Here is a 21,832-nt window from a genome sequence, read left to right on the forward strand (position 1 = left end):
TATGCTCAACAATAAATTATTACAACTGTTTCTTCTTATTATTTCGTCTCTCCACTTTGCTCAGCAAAAGAAAATTTCACTTTCCGCTTTTCCCGATAACAAAGTAATGGTGGTTGCTCATCGTGGAGATTGGAGAGAGGCTCCGGAAAATTCGGTGTGGGCGGTAAAAAAAGCTATTGAAAAAGGAGTCGATATGGCTGAGATAGATCTTGCCATGACGAAAGACAGTGTTTTGATTCTGATGCATGACAATACCATCGACAGAACAACAACAGGCAAAGGGAAACCCTCTGATTTTACATTAGCCGAAATCAAAAAGCTTCATCTAAGAGACGGTTTGGGAGTGGAAACTCAAATGAGTGTTCCTACTTTACAGGAGATTTTAGAAGTTTCCGATGGAAAAATCCTCCTGAATCTCGATAAAGGTTTTGATTATATAAAACAGGTCTATCCTTTGGTGAAAAAGCGAAATATGCTGGATCAGATTTTGTTTAAAGGTCATGAATCCTACACGGAATTCAACCGGAAATATGATGATATCAAAAATGAAATTCACTATATGCCGATTATCCAGCTGGGGAAAGAGGAAGATCTGAAAAAAATCTCAGAGTACCTTAAGAGCTATAAAGTCTATGGTTTTGAATTTACAATAGGAGCAACGGAAAAGAATCTGATTGATTTTAAAAAGCTTAAAGAAAGTAAGGTTAAAATCTGGGTCAATTCATTATGGCCCCATCATAACGCCGGAAACAATGATGACCTCGTTCTTGATCATCCTTACCTGTATGATTGGTATATTGATAAAGGAGTCAACATTATTCAGACTGACCGTCCGAAAGAACTGATCCATTATTTAAAAAGTAAAAACCTTTATTTTTAAGAAATAAAAGAGCCGAAATATTCAATTTTGGCTCTTTTGCTCTATAGAGTAGGAATATAAATTTCTATTTTCCAGGACTGATTGTTTCGGAACGTACTCGAAGAAAATACACTTTGGAAATAGAAAATTTAAGAAAGGATAACTGAAACACGTCTTTTTTAGGATATTTTAACACTCGTTTTATGATTTGTGTCATAAAGTAAACATTGTGTATTTCACTATATTTGGAATAATAAAGCTAACCCATGAAATAAGCCAACATAAAAACTTGTTAAACTAAAAATTATTAAAGATTACCAAAGATTATGAAAGACTTATTTTCATTAAACGGAAAGAAGAAGGATCATGTTATTACACACTTAAAAAAAGAGATGTATTCATTGATCGAAAATGATAACTGGATTACGGTTACGATAAAAAAGTGGTTCCATACAATGATTGTATCCTATTTGATTTGCAATGATTTAGTTGCCTTAACTATTGTAAGAACAAAATTCACTCCATTTTACGAAAAATATACAGTGTTGTAGTAGATATCTGCTATTCCATTGATGGGTGTATACTTATTATATTTTTTATGAATACCATTATTAAGATCTGAAATTCTATCATTATTTAAAAACAATGCTGCAATGAATTTAAAAATACTATCCATCGTCTGGGGTGTTGTGGATTTGAATAGAGCAATTGCCTTTTGGAGTGAAGCCTTACACTACAAAATAAAAGATGAGCCAGATACTGATTTTGCCATTCTGATCCCAAAAGAGGGCGATGGAATACAGTTATCATTAAAATTAACCGGTTCGGAAGAGCCAAAGAGACATCATATAGATCTGATAACTGATAATCAGCAACAGGAAGTAGAGCGGCTTTTGAGTATAGGGGCAACAAAGATGCAAGGCTGGAATTACGAACAGGATGCTGACTATGTTGTCCTTCTGGATCCCGAAGGAAATTCATTTTGTGTGGTGCAGCAAAATAAATGATCATTTAAGAACAACTATTTTGTAGGCCATTCTTCACGAAGAACAGCATAAATAATATCATCAACCCATTTATTTTTCCAGAACAGACTTTTCACAAAGTGCCCTTCTTTTCTTAATCCGATTCTTTCCATCAGCTGAAGAGAAGCAGTGTTGTCAGGATCTACGGAAGCTGTAATTCTGTGTTTATGCAAATCATTAAACAAGAAACTAATGATTCCTTTTAAAGCCTCAGAAGCATAACCTTTACCTTGAAATGATGTGTTTAATGTAATTCCCAGTTCTACCTGTACATTTTCATCTCCTATAAAATGAACTCCAATATCTCCAATGACTGCTTTTGTCTCTTTATCAGTAATTAACAGCTGATACCAGCTTTCAGATTGGTTGAATTCTTTAGTATTTCTTTGGATAAAATTTTCCACTTCTTCCAGGGTTTCAGGAATCCATCCTTGAAATTTATTGGCTTCCGCATCTGAACGGTAATCGAAAATATCCTGTTTGTCATCAATCGTAATATCCCGTAGAACCAATCTTTCTGTATAGAGTAGCATGATTGTATTATAATTTCATACAAAAATAGGATTAATTGGGATGTTATTCAATGAGGAATGATGGCTTTTATTGTCCCTGAGCCTTTTTCCATTAATTTTAATTCAATAAAAATTATAAAATAGTTGCAAATATCATTTAAATACTTACTTTTGTACCGCCTTACAATAAAAACGGGGGATTGGCGCAGTTGGCTAGCGCGTTTGACTGGCAGTCAAAAGGTCACGGGTTCGAATCCCGTATTCTCCACATCAGCAAAGCCCTTTTCATAAAGGGCTTTTTTCATGTTCAGTCTTTTTTGGAAGTGTAAATCAGTATCAAGAAGAGTAAGAATTAACACACAAGAAAAATTTGAACTTGGGATATGAAAGTTCTTACTTCTTAGTGATAAATTGTAAAGAAAAATTTACAAATGTTTTATGATTAATTTTATTTAGTTATATTTGAAAATAAGTACTATAGGTACTAAAAACTAATACATTAATAAATAATTATGAAAAATCTAAAGAAAATTACAAGAGATCAAATGAAAAATGTTCAGGGAGCTGGGACTCCAATTACATGTCCTGCAAAATACTATCTTAAATGCGAATCGATCTACGTTTGTGACCCAGACCAGGGGATTTATGATTGTGTTTGCTCTTGCGTTCCAATCGGATCTTAATAAAAACTGTTTACATAAAAATCAAGCCTTCTCTTTGAGAGGGCTTTTGTTATATTTGTAGCAAAGATTTTTTATGGTTTATTTTTCATAACCTCCAATAATCAATTTTTCAGGTAAAATTTTATAAGGGATTAAAGAGGGTACACATCTTTTCCACATAAAAATCCCCTAGATTTGAAAAAAATAAAATATGGAATTTTCTCCTTTTAATCCTGTGATCAAGTTTTGTCTGCAAGGAATGGGCTTTGAAGACAAAGGAATGCCTGAAGAAGCAGCTCAATTATTTTTAAAAGCCTGGGAAGAAGCTTCGGACGATCATGAAAAGTTTCTGGCAGCTCATTATGTAGCACGTCATCAGAAAACCATTGCTGATCGGTTAAAGTGGCTTGAAACTTCCTTAGAGTTGGCTTTAAAAATAAATGATGATACGGTTAAAAGTGCATTACCTTCTCTTTACCTGAATATTTCCAAATGCTATGAGGATTTAGGAGATTCAGAAAAATCAAAAAAGAATGCTGAATTGTCAGTGTTACTTCAAAACCATCCGTATGATAAAGGTCCTTTTTACCATGGAACAAAAGCCGAGTTACAAATGGGAGATCTGTTGACAGCAGGCGGAAACTCTAATTACAAATCAGAATTCAAAATGAATCATATTTACTTCACCGCTTTAACCAATGGAGCAGGACTTGCTGCTGCACTGGCAAAAGGCGATGGAGTAGATCGTGTATATATTGTAGAACCCACAGGGAATTTCGAAAATGATCCCAATGTAACAGATAAGAAATTTCCGGGAAATCCAACCCGATCTTATCGCTCCGAAATGCCTTTGAAAATTATCGGAGAAATTACAGAATGGAGTAGACCAACTCCTGAAGATCTTCAAAAATTTCGTGAAAAACTGGATAACAGTAAAGGAGAAATTATCAATTAGTGAATGATGGAAAACAGCTGAATATGACTGTACTCATAAAAGCTGAAATGAATATTTCATACATTTGGGATAAGTTTTTCATTCATTCAATAATAGTTTTTAGCCTCTTTTTAGAGGCTTTTTGTGTGTAAAATTAATTTTTTCACAAATTAAATTGCTGTTTAATGAATATTCTTATATTTGAAATGAACTAAAACATTTTAAACCATGAAAAATTTAAAGAAAATCTCGAGAGAAGAATTAAAAACAGTTAAAGGAGCAGGACCCAATGTTCCGGCATGCCCTCCAGGAGCTTTATGGAGATGTGAAGCCATTGGTGTTTGTTCAGAAGAATTTGATCAGTGGGACTGCCTTTGTGGTTGCTATCCGGTAACGCTTCCTTTTCCAAGATAAATCAAAGCCCTCTTTTCAGAGGGTTTTTCATTTTACAAAAAACAGCCACAATGAAAATATTGTGGCTGCCTTTTTGAAATCAAATATCAACTATTATAAAGATCTGGAGCGGGCAATATTAATAAGGTACACAAGGTGTGCGTACATGCTTCGCTTTACAGACTCTACTTTTATATCTCCGGTGGCCTGGTTGATGGTAGTGACTAAATCTGTATTACATTGACCTGCAAAGTTTCCACTTCCTAAATAGTTCACTGTATTGGTACTTGGATAAGAGATTCTGGGATAGTCAGGTGCTGTCTGATTGGCAACAGCAGTTGCGTTTGCAAACCCTTTATTATCAACATATCGGGCTGTCCATGTTCCCAAAAACTGTCCATTTCCTGTATTAATTCCTTGTCCTACAATGATTTGAGTGTCTACGGGAGTGCTGAACCCTGCACAAGAAGAGTAATGGTTGACAGAAACAGTACAGGAAGAAGCATTGTCACCAGGTTGGAAACATTTTCCTTCGTATACAGTAGATCTTTGTTCACTGGAAGAGGTTGATGTGTTCAATATAGCCTTTGGCGCAAAAATTTCTTCAGGAGAAATAAGAGTTAAAACTCCTTGCGCATCCGCAGCAACAATTTTTTTTTCAGCATTTGAAAGCCCTCTTACTCTTACCAGACCATTAACATCCAAAGTATGACTTGGAGTGGCGGTATTAATCCCAACCTGTGCTGTTGAACTACCACAAATAGCAAGTGCTGCCAAAAATAATGTTTTTGTTTTCATGTAATTTTTTGAAAAGGTTAAATTTTTCACTAAGGTAAGAAATATCTTTAAAATAGAATACAAATGGCATGAAATCTAATATAAACTAATTGTAAATGAATATTAAACGTATTAATATCAAGTTTTAAGTTTATTTTTTTAAATAACTCAAAATATATAGAGGCTCTATTTGTTTGAAAAATATTTGTATTTTAGCCGGAATATGTTGTTTTTTAATAAAGATATTGTGAGCTAATTAAAATTCAGATAATTTGAATAAAAAAAATTAGTAGATTTGCACGGAACAAAAAATAATAAATATTAAGCAATATTCTCTATGACTGGATTTTTGGAATGAAAGTATAGGAGAATAACAGGATTTTAGGTTATAAAACTACTGAAACTATGAAGAAACTTTTTTTACTTTTATTAACGGCGTTTTTATTTATCGGTTGCAGCTCTGATGATGATACTATTTATGATTATGTAGGAACATGGTCTGGTTCTTATGAAGGAGCAGATAAAGGAGTTTGGAACTTTGTGGTAGATGAAAGTGGTAAAGTGGTAGGAACAATGCATTCCGATGTTAATAATGAAAACTACAGCATTACCGGGAATTTAAGTGAGACAGGAGATCTTAACGCCAGAGTAGGGCTTCCTTCACAAGGAGATTTCAAAGGAACGTTAACGACAGAAAAGAAAGGAAACGGAAACTGGTCCAACTCACTTCCAACCCCTGCAATATCAGGAAGCTGGAAAGGAGAGAAGAAATAAAACAAGAAAGTCTGCAGAATGTACTGCAGACTTTTTTATTTAAACAAATCCCATATGGGTAATCTTATCATTTTCATTCTTTAATGCTATAAAATAGAGCAGGAAATCATTATCAGGAAAATACTTTTTAAAAGACGTATTTTGTTGCTGATTCCAATACACTATTTCTTCACTACTTTCCATACTATACTTTTCAGAATTTAATTTTAAAGTTAAAATCACTGCATGATCTGAGGTACAATGATCATTTTTATACAAAACATGATCTTTCATTCTTATACAATCAGAAATTTGATTTACCGTGCCTAATTGAAATCCCCTCAGGAGTTTTCTTCCTTCTTCAGTCTTTAAACCGTTTTCAACCGTTCTTTTTCCTCTTTCAGAAATGGTATCTAAATCTTTGATAGTAGTCATCACCTTTGCAAACTTCTGGTAGAGGAGGGGATCACCAGCTTCTTTAATATATATTTCCAGGCTTTTCCGGATCATCTTCCCCATTTTGGAACAATGCCCGAACTCAGAACTGTTCTGTCTTACTTTCTCATATGACGGATTTTTCTTAAACGCAGCTTTATTAAACCCGCTTTTCTTCCGAACCACATTTTTGCCATTCAGAGTATAAAAAACCAGATCGCCCACTGCTCCGGTAATCTTGATTACACTTTCATAGGTTGCCATATTTTCAAAATAGAAATCAAATATACCAATAAATAATGAAAATCAAAATTTTAACATATATTTATAATATAGTTGTAGTATAGTTGTAGCATAATTAGATTATAAAATGTATATTTGTGATGTGTTTTGTTAATTAATTATAAATCAGAAGAATATGGGAACGGAATTATTTCAACAAAAAATAAAAATAAAGCAGATGGTCGTGGTATTGGCAGCCTCTGTTTTTGTAGTTTCCTGCGGATCCTCTAAAAGTGCTTCTGCGAGCAAAAAATCAAATACAAAGGCCGTAGCGAAAGCTGAAAATCTCAGAAAATTGGATTCAAAATTTAGTGGTAATGTTTCAAGATCAATCAATGATGTTTTGAAAGATGCAGAAAAGTATATCGGAACACCCTATAAATTCGGAGGAAATACTTCTTCGGGATTTGACTGCTCTGGATTTACTGTAAAAGTATTTGAAGAAAATGATTTTAATCTTCCCAGAAGATCTTCTGATCAGGCTGATGCCGGAAAGAATATTGATATCAAAGACGTAAAACCAGGTGATCTGTTGTTTTTTGCGACAGCAGGAGGAAGTAGAGTATCTCACGTGGGAATTGTTCATGATATTGGTCCTGACGGAGAAGTAAAATTTATTCATGCTTCTACCTCAAAAGGCGTAATTATTTCGTCCCTGAACGAAAAATACTGGAATAAGGCCTACCTTCATGCTCAAAGAGTGCTGTAAAAACATTTCCAATTAAAATAATAACGATGGAGAACCGTACTTTTGCTTTCATTAAATCAGATAAAAAGCTGATAAAGCTTTTCTTTAAAGATATTAATGTTATTAAGGGACTCGGAAATTATGTGGAAGTTCATACCACAGACAATAAAAGATACATTTATTACAAAACACTTAAATACCTCATAGAGACTCTTCCTGACGAATTTATGCGGGTCCACAATTCATACATTGTCAATCTGACGAATATCGAATCTTTCGAAGACAATCACTTAATCTGTGGTGATTTAAAAATTACAGTAGCCAAAAGCTATAAAGAATGCCTGCAAACAGCTCTTGGTAAAATGATGCTTTAAAAAACATCATACATCAGAAAAACATCTCGTTACATCATTTTTCTGACAGTATGCATAAATAAGTTTTCTTGTTTGTTTTCATGTTTTAGTTTTATATAAAATTAAGATAATGAATAAAGAAAAAGCATTAGATTATATTCAAAATCATACGATTATCGGAATAAAAGCCGGACATCAAAGACCTGAATTTCTCGAAATATGGATGGTTGTTGTCCAAAACCGGATATTCGCAAGATCCTGGGGGCTCGCTGAAAGAAGCTGGTACAATATCTTTTTAGAAAATTCTGCAGGAGAAATTCAATGTGGTGAAACCATTTATCATGTAAAAGCTCTCGTTCCGGAAGATATCAATGATCTTACTGAAGAAATTAATCAGGCCTATCTGACAAAATATAACAGTGATCATAATATTCCATATTCACAAGGGATTATTCAGGAAAAGCATGTTGCGAAAACAATGGAGTTTATTATTTTGGAGTAAATAGCAGTTGAAATATTCAATAAGAACGGGCTTTAGCCCGTTTATCGAAAAATAAAAACTTCGACCGGCTTTAGCCAAAACTTATATAATCTTCTTATTTAACCACCCCGTCAAAAATTCTTTGAATTTTCGCCAACTCTCCGGAGGAGGGGAATTTTTACGTTTCCGTTTGCCATCTATCTGCTATTCATCATTGCAATAGTATTGCATCACGAAACTTAGGAAATTTGCCCAAAACTATTATCATATGGCAGATTTCATCAGATTTTTTATCCCTTTTTACTTCATCATTTTCTTTTTGGTCTCATTTGTAGGCATTAGCTACAAAGTGGCTAAACAAATTAGAAAAAATCCTAATGTTCTTCCCAAAGATGATTCAGCATACGGACTTGTGGGGTTGTATTTTAAGCTGGTTTTATTCGCTTTGTTTATCTATACAATACTTCTTTTATTTTTTCCGAAAGACATTTTCTCTGCTTTTAAAATCAATGTGCTGGAATATGATCTTTTTCAATATACCGGAATTATATTAATGATTGTTGCTTTCATTTGGGTGATTATAGCGCAGTTACAAATGAAAAACTCATGGAGGATTGGAATTGACAATACAATGAAAACAGATTTGATAATCCATGGATTATTCAGATTTTCAAGAAATCCCATATTTCTGGGAATAACCATCAGCCTTGTTGGGTTTTTTCTTGTTTTTCCTACTGTGATTGCGCTTGCTTTTCTCCTGACAGGAAGCATTTTGATGCAGATCCAGATCAGGCTTGAAGAAGAGTATCTCCTAAAAGAACATGGACAAATTTACGTGACCTACAAAAAGAAGGTGAAGCGCATGTTGAGTCTTTATTAAAAGCATGATGTTAAAACCCGTTTTGCTGAACTTTTTTGTATCTTTGGCCGGTATAATTTTAAATAAGAAACATGTCATTACAACAAACTATTGAAAATATCTGGGACAACAGAGAATTATTGCAGAATGAAGACAGCCAGAAGGCGATCAGAGAAGTTATTTCTTTAGTTGATAAAGGGGAACTTCGTACTGCAGAACCTACAGAAAACGGATGGCAGGTAAATGAATGGGTAAAGAAAGCTGTAGTAATGTATTTCCCGATCCAGAAAATGGAAACAATTGAAGTAGGTCCGTTTGAATTTCATGATAAAATGCCTTTGAAGAGAGGTTATGCAGAAAAAGGAGTGAGAGTTGTTCCACATGCAGTAGCGAGAGAAGGTGCTTATATTGCTCCTGGAGTAATTATGATGCCATCTTATGTAAATATTGGTGCTTATGTAGATTCCGGAACAATGGTAGATACTTGGGCGACTGTAGGAAGCTGCGCACAGATCGGTAAAAACGTTCACCTGAGTGGTGGTGTTGGTATCGGTGGGGTATTGGAACCGTTACAAGCTGCTCCGGTAATCATTGAAGACGATTGCTTTATCGGTTCAAGATGTATCGTTGTAGAAGGAGTTCACGTAGAAAAAGAAGCTGTACTGGGTGCTAACGTAGTATTGACCGCTTCTACAAAAATAATCGATGTTACAGGAGATACGCCAATTGAAATCAAAGGAAGAGTTCCTGCACGTTCAGTAGTAATCCCTGGAAGCTATACAAAACAGTATCCTGCAGGAGAATATCAGGTTCCATGTGCCCTGATCATCGGTCAGAGGAAGGAATCTACAGACAAGAAAACATCTCTGAATGACGCATTGAGAGATAATAATGTAGCCGTTTAAGATTAATATTTTAATCTAATACCACAATCTTGAAAGAAAAATTTCTTAAAATACTATTAAACCCTAAATATATATTTGGGGTTTATCTTATTATATCCGTTGTTACAGCAATTTCCAAATATCTGAGAGGAGATTATGCGATCAATAATTATCTGATTTTTAAAAACGTATTCTTTAATACCATTCATCAGAAAAATTTATTTATCCATTATCCTGATCTTTATTTTGATCTGAACCATTATGGTGTATTTTTCAGTGCTTTGATTGCGCCGTTTGCCATGATGCCGGATTGGTTGGGAATCTCACTTTGGAATATTGCCAATACTTTCATCTTTATCTACGGAATTTATAAACTGCCTTTTTCAGACAGCAAGAAAGCTATTTTCGGATTGCTTTGTCTTCAGGAATACATTACAGCAGCTTTAAGCTTGCAGTTCAATGTAGCGCTAACAGGCCTTTTGTTGTTGTCTGCAGTTTATATTTACGAAAGAAAAGAAGTGAAATCTGTAACTGCAATTTTAATAGGAATATTTGTAAAAATTTACGGAATTGTAGGATTAACACAGTTTTTCTTCATTAAAAATAAAACTAAATTTATTCTTTCAGGAATTGGCATTGCTATATTGTTTTTTGTGCTTCCAATGGCCTATTCAAGTCCGCAGTTTGTCATTCAGTGTTACACGGACTGGTTTCAGTCTATTGTAGAAAAGAATAATGAAAACCAGGTATTAGGAAATATGCAGGATATCTCATTAATGGGCTTTGTAAGAAGAGTTTTAGGAGATGCATCCATTTCTAACCTTGTGTTCTTAGCAGGTGGATTGCCTCTTTTTGCTTTACCTTACATCAGAATTAAGCAATACAAGCATTATGCATTTCAACTGATGATTCTGGCTTCCACATTACTGTTCTTGGTATTGTTCAGTTCAAGTTCAGAATCTCCCACGTATATTATAGCGGTAGTAGGAGTTTTGATCTGGTTTTTCCTTCAGAAAGAAAGAACACCATTTGTTATAGGATTGTTGGTTTTTGTCATTATTTTCACATGTTTCTCAACTTCGGATCTGTTCCCGAAATTTGTAAAAGAGAATTATATCATCAAATATTCATTAAAAGCCGTACCTTGTATTGTAATCTGGTTGAGAGTGACTTATGAACTTCTGACTAAAGATTTTGAGAAAAATTACAGCCTGAATTAATACATATGAAGAAAATTTCAATTGTAATTCCCGCTTATAACGAAGAAGGAAACGTTGCCATGATCCATCAGAAAATTAAAGAAGTTTTTGATGGTTTAAACAATTATGACTTTGAAATCATATTTGTGAATGATGGCAGTAGAGACAATACACAACAAAAATTAGAAGAACTTTCCAGTCAGTATGATGAAGTGAAATTCATCGAATTTTCACGTAATTTTGGACATCAGCCAGCAGTAAAAGCCGGAATGGACAATGCTCACGGAAATGCAGTCATCTCTATGGACGGAGATCTTCAGCATCCTCCTGCGCTGATTCCAGAAATGATTCAGAAATGGGAAGAAGGCTATGACGTAGTTTTTACCTTTAGAACATATCCAAAAGAAATTTCATTTTTTAAAAGAAAAACATCAGACTTATTTTACAAGCTTTTATCAAGCCTCTCAGATGTTAACTTAACAAAAGGTGGCGGTTCAGATTTCAGATTACTGGATGCAGGCGCTGTTGAAGTCATGAGGAATTTTAATGAAGACGATCTGTTTCTGAGAGGATTAACGAGTTGGATGGGTTTCAAACAAACAGGAATCGACTTTACAGCAGCAGAAAGGCTTTCAGGAAAAAGCAGTTACAACCTTAAAAAGATGTTTACTTTTGCCTTTACAGGAATCACTGCTTTCAGCGTGAAGCCTCTTTATCTGGCGGCATATCTGGGGTTTTTATTCTCGGCACTGTCAGTCATTGGATATGGAGCATACGTTATTCATTCATTTATTGCAAAAACTGAGATTTCAGGTTGGGCATCCTTAATTATGACCATTGTTTTCTTTGGAGGACTTCAGTTGATCATCCTCGGAATCATGGGAATTTATTTAGGTAAAATATTCAAACAGGTGAAAGACAGACCAAATTATATTATTAAAAACAAAAATTTTTAGAATGGTTTTATTGAGTTTTGATATTGAAGAATTTGATATGCCATTAGAATATAAGGGTGAAATTCCCTTTGAAAAGCAGATTTCAATTTCACAGACAGGATTAGAGAGAATACTTGACATCCTTAAAAAATATAATGCCAAAGCTACTTTCTTTTCCACGGTAGTTTTTGCAGAAAACAGCAAACCCCTTATTGAAAGGTTATTAAACGAAGGTCATGAACTGGCTTCTCATACATGGTTTCATTCAGAATTTGAAGTTAAACACCTGAAGGAATCCAGAGAGAAACTGGAAGAATTATTTTCCACAAAAGTGACCGGATTAAGAATGCCGAGAATGATGCCTGTAGACGAAAAAGAAGTGGAAAGAGCAGGATATTCTTACAATTCCTCCATCAATCCTACGTTTTTGCCTGGAAGATATAATAATTTAAAAGTATCCAGAACCTATTTCAAAGAAGGAAATGTAACGCAGGTACCAGCCTCGGTTTCTCCTAATTTCAGAATTCCTTTATTTTGGTTAAGCTTTCACAATTTTCCATTATTCTTCTATAAAAAGCTGGCTTCGGACAGTTTGAAAAAAGACAAATATCTGAACATTTATTTCCATCCGTGGGAATTTGCAGAAATCAAAGACGAAGCTTTTAGACTTCCTGGATTTACCGTAAAAAACTCAGGGAAAGATATGGTAGAAAGATTTGATTCGTTCGTACGCTGGCTCAAAGGAGAAGGACATACATTCGGAACATTTCAGGAATTTCAAAAACAGATAGAACGATGAAGATTGCCTTTGATGCAAAACGGTTTTTTCACAATACATCCGGTCTTGGAAATTACTCGAGAGATCTTGTAAGAATCCTTTCCAAATACGAACCGGAGAACGAATATTTGTTACTCAATAAAAACAAATCGGAGCGCGGAAAAGATATTCTGGAACGTCCTAATGTTCAATTTATTGAAACCTCAAAAGGAAATCTGTCCCGTCAGTTGAAAATGGGGAAAGATGCCCAAAAACAAAGTGCAGATATTTTCCATGGCTTATCTGGCGAACTTCCTTTAAAATGGGATCCAAAACCTATCAAAAAGGTGGTAACCATTCATGATCTGATCTTTGTAAGATATCCGCAGTATTATTCTTTTTTTGACAGAAAGATTCATTTCTGGAAATTTAAAAAAGCGGCTGATTCGGCTGACAAAATCATTGCTATTTCAGAACAGACCAAAAGAGATATTATCCGGTATTTAAAGGTTCCTGAGACTAAGATTGAAGTTATTTATCAGGGGTGTCATCATGCTTTTAAAGAACAGCAGTCTCCGGAATTAATGGAAGCTGTCAAAGAGAAATGTAAGCTTCCCGAAAGGTTCGTTCTGAATGTAGGAACGATCGAAGATCGTAAGAATCTTTTGAATGTTATAAAAGCAATCAGCGGAACAGGAATTCCATTGGTTGTAGTGGGAAGAAAAACCAAATATTACCAGAAAATAGAAAGTTTTCTTAAAAAGAATAAAATGGAAAAGCAGGTGCTCTTCCTCGAAGGAGTTTCTATGGATGAACTGGCTTGCCTCTATAAACTTGCTGATATTTTTGTGTATCCAAGCTTCTTTGAAGGCTTTGGAATCCCTGTGATTGAGGCACTTTTTTCCAAAACTGTTGTGGTAACAAGCAACACCAGCTGTCTGCCGGAAGCAGGAGGAAAAGACTCAGTTTACATCAATCCGGGTAATGAACTTGATATCCGGGCAAAAATCAAATTTCTCTGGGAAAATGAATCTGAGAGAAAACGCCGTGAAGAAAAGGGTTTCGAGTTTGTTCAGAGGTTTAATGACGAACCTATTGCAAAGGAGCTGATTAATTTTTATCAAAAATTAATCTGAAAAAACTTTGCATTATAAAAATAAATCCTACATTTGCATCATAATTCAAACAATGAAACCAATATTTTTAGCATTACATCATTATCATCATCATCTCTGTTAGGCGGAATTGATTGATATAAGTATGTGCTAAAATCAAAAATAATAAAACCGTCTGAGTAAATAGACGGTTTTTTTGTTTCCTGAATTCTCCTCAGAAATTTCAATAGATCAGTTTTTATTTGCTCGGACCCAAAAAAGGCAAAATGAGTAAATTAAAAATTGCAATCCAAAAAAGCGGCCGGCTTTATGAAGAATCTCTTCAGCTTCTCAAAGACTGCGGAATCTTTGTCAACAACGGTAAAGACCAACTCAAAGTTTCAGTAGATAACTTTCCGATGGAAATCATGTACCTTCGGAACTCAGACATCCCGCAATATCTGGAAGACGGAGTGGTGGATGTGGCCATTGTTGGTGAAAACCTTTTGATTGAAAAAGGTAAAAATATCAAAACAATCCAGACACTTGGTTTTTCAAAATGTCGTGTTTCACTGGCTGTTCCCAAAGAAGTAGAAACCGATGAGCTTTCTTATTTTCAGGGCAAAAAAATTGCCACTTCTTATCCTAATACCCTTAAAAACTTTTTAGAAAAAGAAGGAATAGTATCAGACATTCACGTGATTTCGGGTTCAGTAGAAATCGCTCCTAATATTGGTCTGGCAGATGGAATCTGTGATATTGTCAGCTCCGGAAGTACTTTATTCAAAAACGGATTAAGAGAAACCGTTACTTTATTAAAATCGGAAGCTGTTTTAGCTCAAACACCTCAATTATCGACTGTAAAAGAAGCTATTCTTGAAAAATTTGTATTCAGAATCAAAGCGGTTTTAAAAGCAAAAAACTCAAAATACATTCTGATGAATGTTCCCAACGAAAAAATTCAAAAGGTATCTGAAGTTTTACCTGTATTGAAGAGCCCGACAGTCATTCCTCTTGCAGAAGAAGGCTGGAGCAGTATTCATTCTGTTATTGATGAAGAACGTTTCTGGGAAGTGATTGATGAGCTGAAAGACAATGGAGCCCAGGATATTTTAATCATTCCGATTGATAAAATGGTTATTTAAAATATTGACTACTAAGATGATTAATATTGGTTAACACAAAGGCGCAATGAAAGTGAAATTAATATTGTTTTAAGGCGCAAAGGTTTTATCTCCGATAAAATTGAATGCTGCTTTAAGTAAAAAAAATATAATTCAAACACTTGCTGAAAATCTAAGATTTTCTTGCGCCTTAAAAAAGTAAAAGATAAAAAAACTTTGCGTCTTTGCGTTTATCAAAAAAAATAGATTCAGCTAATATATTTATGAAAATCAACAACTTATAAGAATCTTGATGTTTCAAAAAAACTTTCAAAATAATACAATGAAAATATACAGATATCCCATAAAAGAAACCTGGACAGATTTAGTAAAACGCCCTGTTCTTGAGCAGAAAGAGATTTCAGGTTTGATAAAAGAAATATTCGAGGAAGTTGAAAAAAAAGGAGATAAAGCTTTAATAGAATTCAATAAAAAATTTGATAAGGCAGAAACCGTAAGCATTAAAGTATCTGATGCAGAACTTCAAGATGTTGAAAAGCAGATTGATGACGAATTGAAGCATGCTATTCAACAGGCGAAAGAAAATATTTCAATATTTCACACCTCTCAAAAGCAAGCGATTCAAAAAATTGAGACGACAAAAGGAGTAGTTTGCTGGCGCGAAAACCGTGCTGTAGAAAGAGTTGGGATTTATATTCCGGGAGGAACTGCTCCATTATTTTCCACAGTGCTGATGCTTGCTGTTCCTGCAAATCTGGCCGGTTGTAAAGAAATAGTTCTTTGTACGCCACCCGATAAGAATGGAAATATCAATCCTGCAATTCTTTATGCGGCAAAGCTTTGCGGAGTTTCGGAAATCTTTAAAACAGGTGGAGCACAGGCTATCGCAGCTTTCACTTTTGGAACAGAAAGCATTCCTGCAGTTAATAAAATTTTTGGCCCCGGAAATCAGTTTGTGGTTGCAGGAAAAGAATATGCACAACGTTTCGGAGTTGCTATTGATATGCCTGCCGGACCGAGTGAAGTTCTTGTCATAGCAGATGAACAAGCCGTTCCTGATTTTTGCGCTGCAGATCTTCTTTCTCAGGCAGAACACGGGAGTGACAGTCAGGTTGTTTTTATTACGACAGACCTTAAAGTATTTGAAGAGACGATAGAGGCTGTTGGGCAGCAAGTCAAGGATTTACCAAGAAATGAATTGGCGGGTCAGGCATTAGAAAACAGTTCTTTTATTTTAGTCAATTCTTTGGAAGAGGCTCTTGAGTTCAGTAATCTTTATGCTCCGGAGCACCTTATTCTGGCCATCGATGATTTTGAAAAATATATTCCGGAGGTTCAGAATGCAGGCTCAGTTTTCCTTGGAAACTATTCATGTGAAAGTGCAGGAGATTACGCCAGCGGAACCAATCACACCCTTCCTACCAATGCTTATGCGAAGAATTACAGTGGAGTATCACTGGACAGTTTCGTAAAGAAAATAACATTCCAGCACCTTTCAAAGGAAGGTCTTCAGAATTTAGGAAAAACAATAGAGCTCATGGCGGAAGCAGAAGGTTTGTTTGCTCACAAAAATGCAGTGTCAATAAGATTAAAGTAAGAATGTTGGAAAACGCAAAGACGCAAAATAATATTGTAAAATATATTTTTTAGGACACAAAGATTTTATCTCCGATAAAATTGATTAATTTATATAAAAACGCAAAACAAAGCCCATACCCTTGCTGAAAATCTAAGATTTTCTTGCGCTTTAAAAAAGTGTTACAGAATTAAAAAACTTTGCGCCCTTGCGTTTATCCAAAAAAAGAATGTAAGCCATTAAGAAATAATTTAACAATGAAAAATAACAGTATCAAAACTTTAGTAAGAGAAAATATATTACAATTACAGCCCTACATCAGCTTCAGGGATCACAATGAATTCAACGCTCCGGTAATGCTGGATGCGAATGAAAGTCCTTTTGGAGAATGTAACCGCTATCCGGATTCTACTCAGAAAAGGCTTAAAAGCAAGCTTGCAGGGCTTAAAAAGGTGTCACCCTCACAGATTGCCATAGGAAACGGAAGTGATGAGCTGATAGACCTTATCGTTAAAATTTTCTGCGAGCCTAAAAAAGATGCCATTCTGATGATGAATCCGTCATTTGCAATGTATGGTTTCTATGCAGCAATCAATGAAAATAAAGTGTCAAAGCTGAACCTGGATGAAAACTTTGAAATCGTAAAAGACAATTTCTTAAAAGCGGCAGAAGATCCTTCACTGAAGATTTTCTTTTTATGTTCACCTAATAATCCTACCGGAAACAGTGTAGATGATATTGAATTTTATCTTCAAAATTTCAATGGAATTGTAGTAGTAGATGAAGCTTATATTGAATTTTCCGGAAAAAAATCAAGTCTGGAACTGTTGGGTCAATATTCTAACTTGATTGTACTGCAAACTTTTTCTAAAGCATGGGGATTTGCCGGAGCAAGAGTAGGTATGGCTTATGCATCCGAAGAGATTATCACCTTGATTAATACCGTAAAAGCACCTTATAATGTGAATGTTTTGAGCCAGGAATTGATTTTAAAGACATTGGAGGAAGAAAATAAGCTTCAGGAGAATGTAACTCATATTCTGGAAGAGAGAACATGGTTAAAACTGCAGTTTGAAGGAATTACATGCATTAAGAAAGTATTTTCAACAGATGCTAATTTCTTTTTGATCAGAATGGAAAATGTTGACAATGTCTATGCAAAAATGTTGGGTGAAGAAATTTTAACCAGCAGAAGAGACCCGGCTATTCCTGGATGTATCAGGATTAATGTGGGGAACCGTGCAGAAAATGAAAAACTAATTAATCTTTTAAAAGAAATATAAATATAAACCATTAAGAAAGATGAATAAGAAGAATATAGCTCAATTAATAGCTTTAGCTATGCCCTTAATAATTCTTAATCCCTTAAAAGAGCTTAATGGTTAAAAACAATTTTATAAAAAACATATGAAAAAAGTACTTTTTATAGACCGTGACGGCACATTGATCATTGAACCGCCTACAGATTTTCAGGTAGATTCTCTGGAAAAGCTTGAGTTTTATCCGGGAGTTTTTCAAAACCTGGCAAAAATTGTCAGTGAGCTGGATTACGAGCTGGTGATGGTAACCAATCAAGACGGGTTGGGAACGGAAAGTTTTCCTGAAGAAGATTTCATAAAACCCCATGCGAAAATGTTGCAGGCATTTGAAAATGAAGGGATTATTTTTAGTGATATTTTAATTGATAAAAGCTTTGAATCCGAAAATCTTCCTACCAGAAAACCAGGAATCGGAATGCTGACAAAATACATCTATGGCAATTATGATCTTGAAAATTCCTATGTAATTGGTGATCGAAATACGGATGTTCAACTCGCTAAAAATCTTAATTCTAAGGCTGTTTATCTTAATCAAAACTTAAATACTGAAGCTGAGCTATCTGCTACAAGCTGGTCAGAGATTTATCAGTTCTTAAAATCAGGAATGAGAAAGGCTAAAGTCTCCCGCAAGACCAATGAAACAGATATCGAAATTGAAGTCAATCTTGATGGAAATGGTAAATCAGATATTTCAACCGGACTTCATTTTTTTGATCACATGCTGGACCAGATTGCGAGACACGGAAATATGGATTTGACCATCAAAGTAAACGGAGATCTTGCTGTAGATGAGCACCATACTATTGAAGATACAGGGATTGTACTGGGAGAGGCCATTTTAAAAGCCTTAGGAAAGAAAAAAGGAATCGAAAGATATGGTTTCTTACTTCCGATGGATGACTGCCTTTCTCAGGTGGCTATAGATTTCGGTGGCAGACCATGGTTGGTTTGGGATGCGCCGTTTAGAAGAGAAAAAATAGGAGATATGCCTACAGAAATGTTTTTTCACTTCTTTAAATCCTTTACTGATGCTTCAAAATCCAATCTGAATATCAAAGCAGAAGGAGATAATGAACACCACAAAATAGAATCCATCTTTAAAGCATTTGCAAAAGCCGTTAAAATGGCGGTAAATCAATCGGATAGTAATTACAGTTTACCTTCTACAAAAGGAAGTTTATAAAAATGATTGCCATAATAAAATACAACGGAGGAAATGTAAACTCTGTCCAGAATGCCCTCAACAGACTGAAAATAGATTCTGTGATCACTGATGATCCCGAGCAGATTTTAAAAGCTGATAAAGTGATCTTTCCTGGTGTAGGAGAGGCTTCATCCACCATGAAACTGCTGAAAGAAAAAGAACTTGATCTTTTGATTCCAAGCCTTACACAGCCAGTTTTAGGAATATGTCTGGGAATGCAGCTGATGTGTAAGGGAAATGAAGAAGGAGATACCGAAGGAATGGGGATTTTTGATATTAATGTCAGAAAATTTCCAGCAAAGGATATTGTTCCGCATATGGGTTGGAATACTGTTTCGGGACAGACTTCTCCTTTGTTTTCAGGAATTGAAAACAGCAGTGATGTGTATTTTGTACACAGCTATTATTGTGAGCTTTCAGACTTTACCACTTCTGTCTGTGATTATATTCTGCCTTTCAGTGCTTCATTGCAGAAAGATAATTTCTATGCAGTGCAGTTTCACCCTGAAAAATCAGGAATTGTGGGAAATCAGATCGTTAAAAACTTTATAAATTTATAATGATGAAAATAATTCCGGCTATTGATATTATCGACGGCAAATGTGTCCGTTTATCAAAAGGAGATTACAATACAAAGAAAATATACAATGAAGACCCTGTAGAAGTGGCGAAAGAATTTGAAAGTTTCGGCATTCAGTTTCTGCACCTGGTGGATCTTGATGGAGCAAAATCAAAGCATATTGTCAATCAGAAGGTTCTTGAAAATATTGCTCAGTCTACTTCGCTGCATATTGATTTTGGAGGAGGATTAAAAACTCAGGAAGATATTGAAGCAGCTTTTAATTCTGGGGCAAAACAGATTACTTTAGGAAGTATTGCGGTGCAAAATCCTGAATTCTGCTATGAAATGATTCAAAAATATGGCACTGAGAAAATTATCCTTGGAGCTGATTGTGACAACAGAAAAATCAAAACCTCCGGATGGCTCGAAGAAAGTGATAATGACATCATTGATTTCATCCTTCAGTATCAGGAAAAAGGAATACAATCCACAATATGTACCGATATTGCAAAAGATGGGATGTTGGAAGGGCCGTCAACAGGCCTTTATATTGAGATTTTATATAAAACCTCAGTTCAGCTGGTAGCGAGTGGAGGGATTTCAGAAATTGCTGATGTGTATAAAATGAAAGATATCGGTTGTGCGGGGACAATTATCGGGAAAGCAATTTACGAAGGAAAAATAAGCTTACAACAACTTCAAAATTTTATTGAAAATGCTTAAGAAAAGAATTATTCCATGTCTGGATATTAAAGATGGAGCTACGGTGAAAGGAATCAATTTTGAAGACCTTAAAAATGCAGGAGATCCCGTAGAGCTTGCCAAAAAGTATGAACGGGAAGGTGCTGATGAACTTGTTTTTCTGGATATTACTGCCACTATTGAGAATAGAAAAACGTTTGTAGAGCTGGTAAAAGATATTGCAAAAGAACTCAGCATTCCCTTTACAGTAGGAGGTGGAATTTCTTCAGTGGAAGATGTCAGAAAGCTTTTGGAAGCAGGAGCGGATAAAATCAGTATTAATTCCTCAGCGGTAAAAAATCCGGCACTTATTTCTGAGTTAGCTAAAGAATTCGGTAGCCAATGCGTTGTGGTGGCTATTGATACAAGGCTGGTGGCTGATAAAGACCTGGTTCATATCAAAGGTGGAAGAGAAGCGACCGAACTTCTTACCATAGAATGGGCAAAAGAAGCAGAGTCTCTGGGCGCAGGAGAAATTTTGCTGACTTCTATGGATGGTGATGGCACAAAAAATGGCTTTGATCTTCGCATTACAAAATTGGTTTCAGACAATATAAGCATTCCTGTGATTGCTTCAGGAGGTGCTGGTAAAGTAGATGACTTTGTTAAAGTATTCAATGAAACAAAAGCTACAGGAGGATTGGCAGCCAGTATTTTCCATTTTAATGAAATAGGGATTCAGGATTTAAAACAACAGTTAAAAACTCAAAAAATAGAAGTACGATGAAAATAGATTTTAATAAAGATAACGGGCTTGTTCCGGTAGTCATCCAGGATAGCAGAACACTACAGGTTTTGATGCTGGGCTACATGAATGAAGAGGCTTTTGAAAAAACAAAGAAAGATGGAATTGTTACTTTTTTCAGCCGTTCCAAAAACAGACTCTGGACAAAAGGTGAGGAATCGGGTAATTTTTTAACGGTAAAAAGTATTGAGATCGACTGCGATCAGGACACCATTTTAATTAAAGCCGTTCCGAAAAATGTAGTTTGCCATACAGGAAGTTTCAGTTGTTTTGGAGAAAAGAATGCCAAAGGATTTCTGTATGAACTGGAAGATAAAATATCACAACGAATAGATACCAAAACTGAAGACTCTTATACCTATTCACTTTATCAGAGAGGAATCAATAAAATGGCTCAAAAAGTAGGTGAGGAAGCGGTAGAGCTTGTCATAGAAGCAAAAGATGACAATGAAGATCTTTTTAAAAATGAAGCTGCAGATCTGCTGTATCACTTCTTAATCTTATTGAAAGCAAAAGGATTTTCACTGGAAGAGATTGAAGAAATTCTTAAAAGTAGAGATCAATAAACCTTTGAATTAATTCAAAGGTTTTTTATATATGACCATTATCAGTTGGTATTAATAAAATAAACTATAATGATTATATGGATTAATTATTTTATTTAAATGTGTTTTGTGTA

At 35.0% G+C, this 21,832-nt stretch carries 26 protein-coding genes and 1 tRNA gene; 24 read left to right on the top strand and 3 right to left on the bottom strand.

All coding sequences use genetic code 11. From position 1 onward, the window contains the following. Position 1: 1 nt before the first annotated feature. Both BUE84_RS10400 and BUE84_RS10410 read left to right on the top strand, forming a co-directional pair. Entirely contained in the window at positions 2–880 is an 879-nt protein-coding gene (locus tag BUE84_RS10400; protein ID WP_079241568.1) for a glycerophosphodiester phosphodiesterase family protein, read from the top strand. A gap of 632 nt (positions 881–1,512) precedes the next feature. Beyond that, a complete protein-coding gene (locus tag BUE84_RS10410) occupies positions 1,513–1,866 on the top strand; it encodes a VOC family protein (protein WP_079241570.1) in 354 nt (117 codons plus the stop codon). Positions 1,867–1,880: 14 nt separating this feature from the next. On the opposite strand, the gene BUE84_RS10415 is transcribed toward BUE84_RS10410, so the two are convergent. Then, positions 1,881–2,417: a GNAT family N-acetyltransferase gene (locus BUE84_RS10415; protein ID WP_079241571.1), complete on the bottom strand. Its 537-nt coding sequence runs from the start codon at positions 2,415–2,417 to the stop codon at positions 1,881–1,883. A 173-nt stretch (positions 2,418–2,590) separates the two neighbouring features. Here BUE84_RS10415 and BUE84_RS10420 point away from each other — a divergent pair. The 4 genes from BUE84_RS10420 to BUE84_RS10430 all read left to right on the top strand — a co-directional run bounded on the left by BUE84_RS10420 (position 2,591) and on the right by BUE84_RS10430 (position 4,406). Continuing rightward, positions 2,591–2,664 (top strand) — tRNA-Ala (locus BUE84_RS10420). Between the two features lie 244 nt (positions 2,665–2,908). Further along, complete coding sequence (locus tag BUE84_RS25040; protein ID WP_409993834.1) at positions 2,909–3,079, top strand: bacteriocin-like protein; 171 nt, start codon at positions 2,909–2,911, stop codon at positions 3,077–3,079. 592 nt (positions 3,080–3,671) lie between these two features. Beyond that, positions 3,672–4,013, top strand: a complete 342-nt coding sequence (gene arr, locus BUE84_RS25045) for an NAD(+)--rifampin ADP-ribosyltransferase (protein WP_409993850.1) — start codon at positions 3,672–3,674, stop codon at positions 4,011–4,013. Between the two features lie 207 nt (positions 4,014–4,220). After that, the gene (locus tag BUE84_RS10430; RefSeq protein WP_079241573.1) at positions 4,221–4,406 is read left to right on the top strand and encodes a bacteriocin-like protein; all 186 of its coding nucleotides are present in this window, start codon (positions 4,221–4,223) and stop codon (positions 4,404–4,406) included. A 93-nt stretch (positions 4,407–4,499) separates the two neighbouring features. Here the strand turns inward: BUE84_RS10430 and BUE84_RS10435 are convergent, their stop codons facing one another. After that, complete coding sequence (locus tag BUE84_RS10435) at positions 4,500–5,183, bottom strand: hypothetical protein (RefSeq protein WP_145953232.1); 684 nt, start codon at positions 5,181–5,183, stop codon at positions 4,500–4,502. A 384-nt stretch (positions 5,184–5,567) separates the two neighbouring features. Here BUE84_RS10435 and BUE84_RS10440 point away from each other — a divergent pair, with 384 nt between their 5' ends. Next, a complete protein-coding gene (locus BUE84_RS10440; RefSeq protein ID WP_079241575.1) occupies positions 5,568–5,936 on the top strand; it encodes a hypothetical protein in 369 nt (122 codons plus the stop codon). A 39-nt stretch (positions 5,937–5,975) separates the two neighbouring features. Here the strand turns inward: BUE84_RS10440 and BUE84_RS10445 are convergent, their stop codons facing one another. Further along, positions 5,976–6,614, bottom strand: a complete 639-nt coding sequence (locus BUE84_RS10445; RefSeq protein WP_079241576.1) for a hypothetical protein — start codon at positions 6,612–6,614, stop codon at positions 5,976–5,978. A gap of 154 nt (positions 6,615–6,768) precedes the next feature. Between BUE84_RS10445 and BUE84_RS10450 the strand changes: the two genes are divergently transcribed. The 17 genes from BUE84_RS10450 (at position 6,769) to hisIE (ending at position 21,719) form a co-directional block, all read left to right on the top strand. Beyond that, positions 6,769–7,341 (top strand): C40 family peptidase, encoded by a 573-nt coding sequence (locus tag BUE84_RS10450; RefSeq protein WP_079241577.1) that lies wholly within the window; start codon positions 6,769–6,771, stop codon positions 7,339–7,341. Positions 7,342–7,367: 26 nt separating this feature from the next. Then, the gene (locus BUE84_RS10455; RefSeq protein ID WP_079241578.1) at positions 7,368–7,694 is read left to right on the top strand and encodes a LytR/AlgR family response regulator transcription factor; all 327 of its coding nucleotides are present in this window, start codon (positions 7,368–7,370) and stop codon (positions 7,692–7,694) included. 109 nt (positions 7,695–7,803) lie between these two features. Next, positions 7,804–8,175 carry a DUF2255 family protein gene (locus BUE84_RS10460; protein ID WP_079241579.1) on the top strand — a complete coding sequence of 124 codons (372 nt, stop codon included), beginning with the start codon at positions 7,804–7,806 and terminating at the stop codon, positions 8,173–8,175. 247 nt (positions 8,176–8,422) lie between these two features. Next, complete coding sequence (locus tag BUE84_RS10465; RefSeq protein ID WP_079241580.1) at positions 8,423–9,034, top strand: methyltransferase family protein; 612 nt, start codon at positions 8,423–8,425, stop codon at positions 9,032–9,034. A 71-nt stretch (positions 9,035–9,105) separates the two neighbouring features. Further along, the gene (locus BUE84_RS10470; protein ID WP_034694413.1) at positions 9,106–9,918 is read left to right on the top strand and encodes a 2,3,4,5-tetrahydropyridine-2,6-dicarboxylate N-succinyltransferase; all 813 of its coding nucleotides are present in this window, start codon (positions 9,106–9,108) and stop codon (positions 9,916–9,918) included. Positions 9,919–9,947: 29 nt separating this feature from the next. Continuing rightward, positions 9,948–11,117 (top strand): glycosyltransferase family 87 protein, encoded by a 1,170-nt coding sequence (locus BUE84_RS10475; RefSeq protein WP_079241581.1) that lies wholly within the window; start codon positions 9,948–9,950, stop codon positions 11,115–11,117. A gap of 5 nt (positions 11,118–11,122) precedes the next feature. Then, complete coding sequence (locus tag BUE84_RS10480; protein WP_079241582.1) at positions 11,123–12,052, top strand: glycosyltransferase family 2 protein; 930 nt, start codon at positions 11,123–11,125, stop codon at positions 12,050–12,052. Between the two features lies 1 nt (position 12,053). Beyond that, positions 12,054–12,830: a polysaccharide deacetylase family protein gene (locus BUE84_RS10485; RefSeq protein WP_079241583.1), complete on the top strand. Its 777-nt coding sequence runs from the start codon at positions 12,054–12,056 to the stop codon at positions 12,828–12,830. Next, on the top strand, positions 12,827–13,924 hold the full coding sequence (locus tag BUE84_RS10490; protein WP_079241584.1) for a glycosyltransferase family 4 protein: 1,098 nt from the start codon (positions 12,827–12,829) through the stop codon (positions 13,922–13,924). Before BUE84_RS10485 ends, BUE84_RS10490 begins: the two co-directional genes overlap by 4 nt. A gap of 245 nt (positions 13,925–14,169) precedes the next feature. After that, on the top strand, positions 14,170–15,027 hold the full coding sequence (gene hisG / locus BUE84_RS10495; protein ID WP_079241585.1) for an ATP phosphoribosyltransferase: 858 nt from the start codon (positions 14,170–14,172) through the stop codon (positions 15,025–15,027). A 301-nt stretch (positions 15,028–15,328) separates the two neighbouring features. After that, complete coding sequence (gene hisD, locus BUE84_RS10500; protein WP_079243910.1) at positions 15,329–16,603, top strand: histidinol dehydrogenase; 1,275 nt, start codon at positions 15,329–15,331, stop codon at positions 16,601–16,603. Positions 16,604–16,839: 236 nt separating this feature from the next. Then, positions 16,840–17,865: a histidinol-phosphate transaminase gene (gene hisC / locus BUE84_RS10505; protein ID WP_079241586.1), complete on the top strand. Its 1,026-nt coding sequence runs from the start codon at positions 16,840–16,842 to the stop codon at positions 17,863–17,865. 124 nt (positions 17,866–17,989) lie between these two features. Beyond that, positions 17,990–19,084, top strand: a complete 1,095-nt coding sequence (gene hisB, locus BUE84_RS10510) for a bifunctional histidinol-phosphatase/imidazoleglycerol-phosphate dehydratase HisB (RefSeq protein ID WP_079241587.1) — start codon at positions 17,990–17,992, stop codon at positions 19,082–19,084. A gap of 2 nt (positions 19,085–19,086) precedes the next feature. Further along, on the top strand, positions 19,087–19,665 hold the full coding sequence (gene hisH, locus BUE84_RS10515) for an imidazole glycerol phosphate synthase subunit HisH (RefSeq protein WP_079241588.1): 579 nt from the start codon (positions 19,087–19,089) through the stop codon (positions 19,663–19,665). A gap of 2 nt (positions 19,666–19,667) precedes the next feature. After that, positions 19,668–20,390, top strand: a complete 723-nt coding sequence (hisA, locus tag BUE84_RS10520; RefSeq protein ID WP_079241589.1) for a 1-(5-phosphoribosyl)-5-[(5-phosphoribosylamino)methylideneamino]imidazole-4-carboxamide isomerase — start codon at positions 19,668–19,670, stop codon at positions 20,388–20,390. Further along, a complete protein-coding gene (hisF, locus tag BUE84_RS10525) occupies positions 20,383–21,135 on the top strand; it encodes an imidazole glycerol phosphate synthase subunit HisF (RefSeq protein WP_079241590.1) in 753 nt (250 codons plus the stop codon). The genes hisA and hisF overlap by 8 nt, the downstream gene beginning before the upstream one ends. Further along, complete coding sequence (hisIE, locus tag BUE84_RS10530; protein ID WP_079241591.1) at positions 21,132–21,719, top strand: bifunctional phosphoribosyl-AMP cyclohydrolase/phosphoribosyl-ATP diphosphatase HisIE; 588 nt, start codon at positions 21,132–21,134, stop codon at positions 21,717–21,719. The genes hisF and hisIE overlap by 4 nt, the downstream gene beginning before the upstream one ends. The last annotated feature ends 113 nt before the right edge of the window (positions 21,720–21,832 follow it).

Source organism: Chryseobacterium indologenes, assembly GCF_002025665.1.
Classification (GTDB): Bacteria; Bacteroidota; Bacteroidia; order Flavobacteriales; family Weeksellaceae; genus Chryseobacterium; species Chryseobacterium metallicongregator.

Excerpts from the sequence above, each read along its gene's own strand:
- BUE84_RS10465 (WP_079241580.1), top strand. The coding sequence starts at position 8,423 with ATGGCAGATTTCATCAGATTTTTTATCCCTTTTTACTTCATCATTTTC.
- BUE84_RS10435 (WP_145953232.1), bottom strand. The coding sequence starts at position 5,183 with ATGAAAACAAAAACATTATTTTTGGCAGCACTTGCTATTTGTGGTAGT.
- BUE84_RS10445 (WP_079241576.1), bottom strand. The coding sequence starts at position 6,614 with ATGGCAACCTATGAAAGTGTAATCAAGATTACCGGAGCAGTGGGCGAT.
- BUE84_RS10470 (WP_034694413.1), top strand. The coding sequence starts at position 9,106 with ATGTCATTACAACAAACTATTGAAAATATCTGGGACAACAGAGAATTA.
- BUE84_RS10415 (WP_079241571.1), bottom strand. The coding sequence starts at position 2,417 with ATGCTACTCTATACAGAAAGATTGGTTCTACGGGATATTACGATTGAT.
- BUE84_RS10410 (WP_079241570.1), top strand. The coding sequence starts at position 1,513 with ATGAATTTAAAAATACTATCCATCGTCTGGGGTGTTGTGGATTTGAAT.
- BUE84_RS10430 (WP_079241573.1), top strand. The coding sequence starts at position 4,221 with ATGAAAAATTTAAAGAAAATCTCGAGAGAAGAATTAAAAACAGTTAAA.
- BUE84_RS10460 (WP_079241579.1), top strand. The coding sequence starts at position 7,804 with ATGAATAAAGAAAAAGCATTAGATTATATTCAAAATCATACGATTATC.
- BUE84_RS10440 (WP_079241575.1), top strand. The coding sequence starts at position 5,568 with ATGAAGAAACTTTTTTTACTTTTATTAACGGCGTTTTTATTTATCGGT.
- BUE84_RS25040 (WP_409993834.1), top strand. The coding sequence starts at position 2,909 with ATGAAAAATCTAAAGAAAATTACAAGAGATCAAATGAAAAATGTTCAG.
- BUE84_RS10400 (WP_079241568.1), top strand. The coding sequence starts at position 2 with ATGCTCAACAATAAATTATTACAACTGTTTCTTCTTATTATTTCGTCT.
- hisA (WP_079241589.1), top strand. The coding sequence starts at position 19,668 with ATGAAAATAATTCCGGCTATTGATATTATCGACGGCAAATGTGTCCGT.
- hisIE (WP_079241591.1), top strand. The coding sequence starts at position 21,132 with ATGAAAATAGATTTTAATAAAGATAACGGGCTTGTTCCGGTAGTCATC.
- BUE84_RS10455 (WP_079241578.1), top strand. The coding sequence starts at position 7,368 with ATGGAGAACCGTACTTTTGCTTTCATTAAATCAGATAAAAAGCTGATA.
- hisG (WP_079241585.1), top strand. The coding sequence starts at position 14,170 with ATGAGTAAATTAAAAATTGCAATCCAAAAAAGCGGCCGGCTTTATGAA.
- hisB (WP_079241587.1), top strand. The coding sequence starts at position 17,990 with ATGAAAAAAGTACTTTTTATAGACCGTGACGGCACATTGATCATTGAA.
- hisD (WP_079243910.1), top strand. The coding sequence starts at position 15,329 with ATGAAAATATACAGATATCCCATAAAAGAAACCTGGACAGATTTAGTA.
- hisC (WP_079241586.1), top strand. The coding sequence starts at position 16,840 with ATGAAAAATAACAGTATCAAAACTTTAGTAAGAGAAAATATATTACAA.
- BUE84_RS10490 (WP_079241584.1), top strand. The coding sequence starts at position 12,827 with ATGAAGATTGCCTTTGATGCAAAACGGTTTTTTCACAATACATCCGGT.
- BUE84_RS10450 (WP_079241577.1), top strand. The coding sequence starts at position 6,769 with ATGGGAACGGAATTATTTCAACAAAAAATAAAAATAAAGCAGATGGTC.
- BUE84_RS10480 (WP_079241582.1), top strand. The coding sequence starts at position 11,123 with ATGAAGAAAATTTCAATTGTAATTCCCGCTTATAACGAAGAAGGAAAC.
- BUE84_RS10485 (WP_079241583.1), top strand. The coding sequence starts at position 12,054 with ATGGTTTTATTGAGTTTTGATATTGAAGAATTTGATATGCCATTAGAA.
- hisF (WP_079241590.1), top strand. The coding sequence starts at position 20,383 with ATGCTTAAGAAAAGAATTATTCCATGTCTGGATATTAAAGATGGAGCT.
- arr (WP_409993850.1), top strand. The coding sequence starts at position 3,672 with ATGGGAGATCTGTTGACAGCAGGCGGAAACTCTAATTACAAATCAGAA.
- hisH (WP_079241588.1), top strand. The coding sequence starts at position 19,087 with ATGATTGCCATAATAAAATACAACGGAGGAAATGTAAACTCTGTCCAG.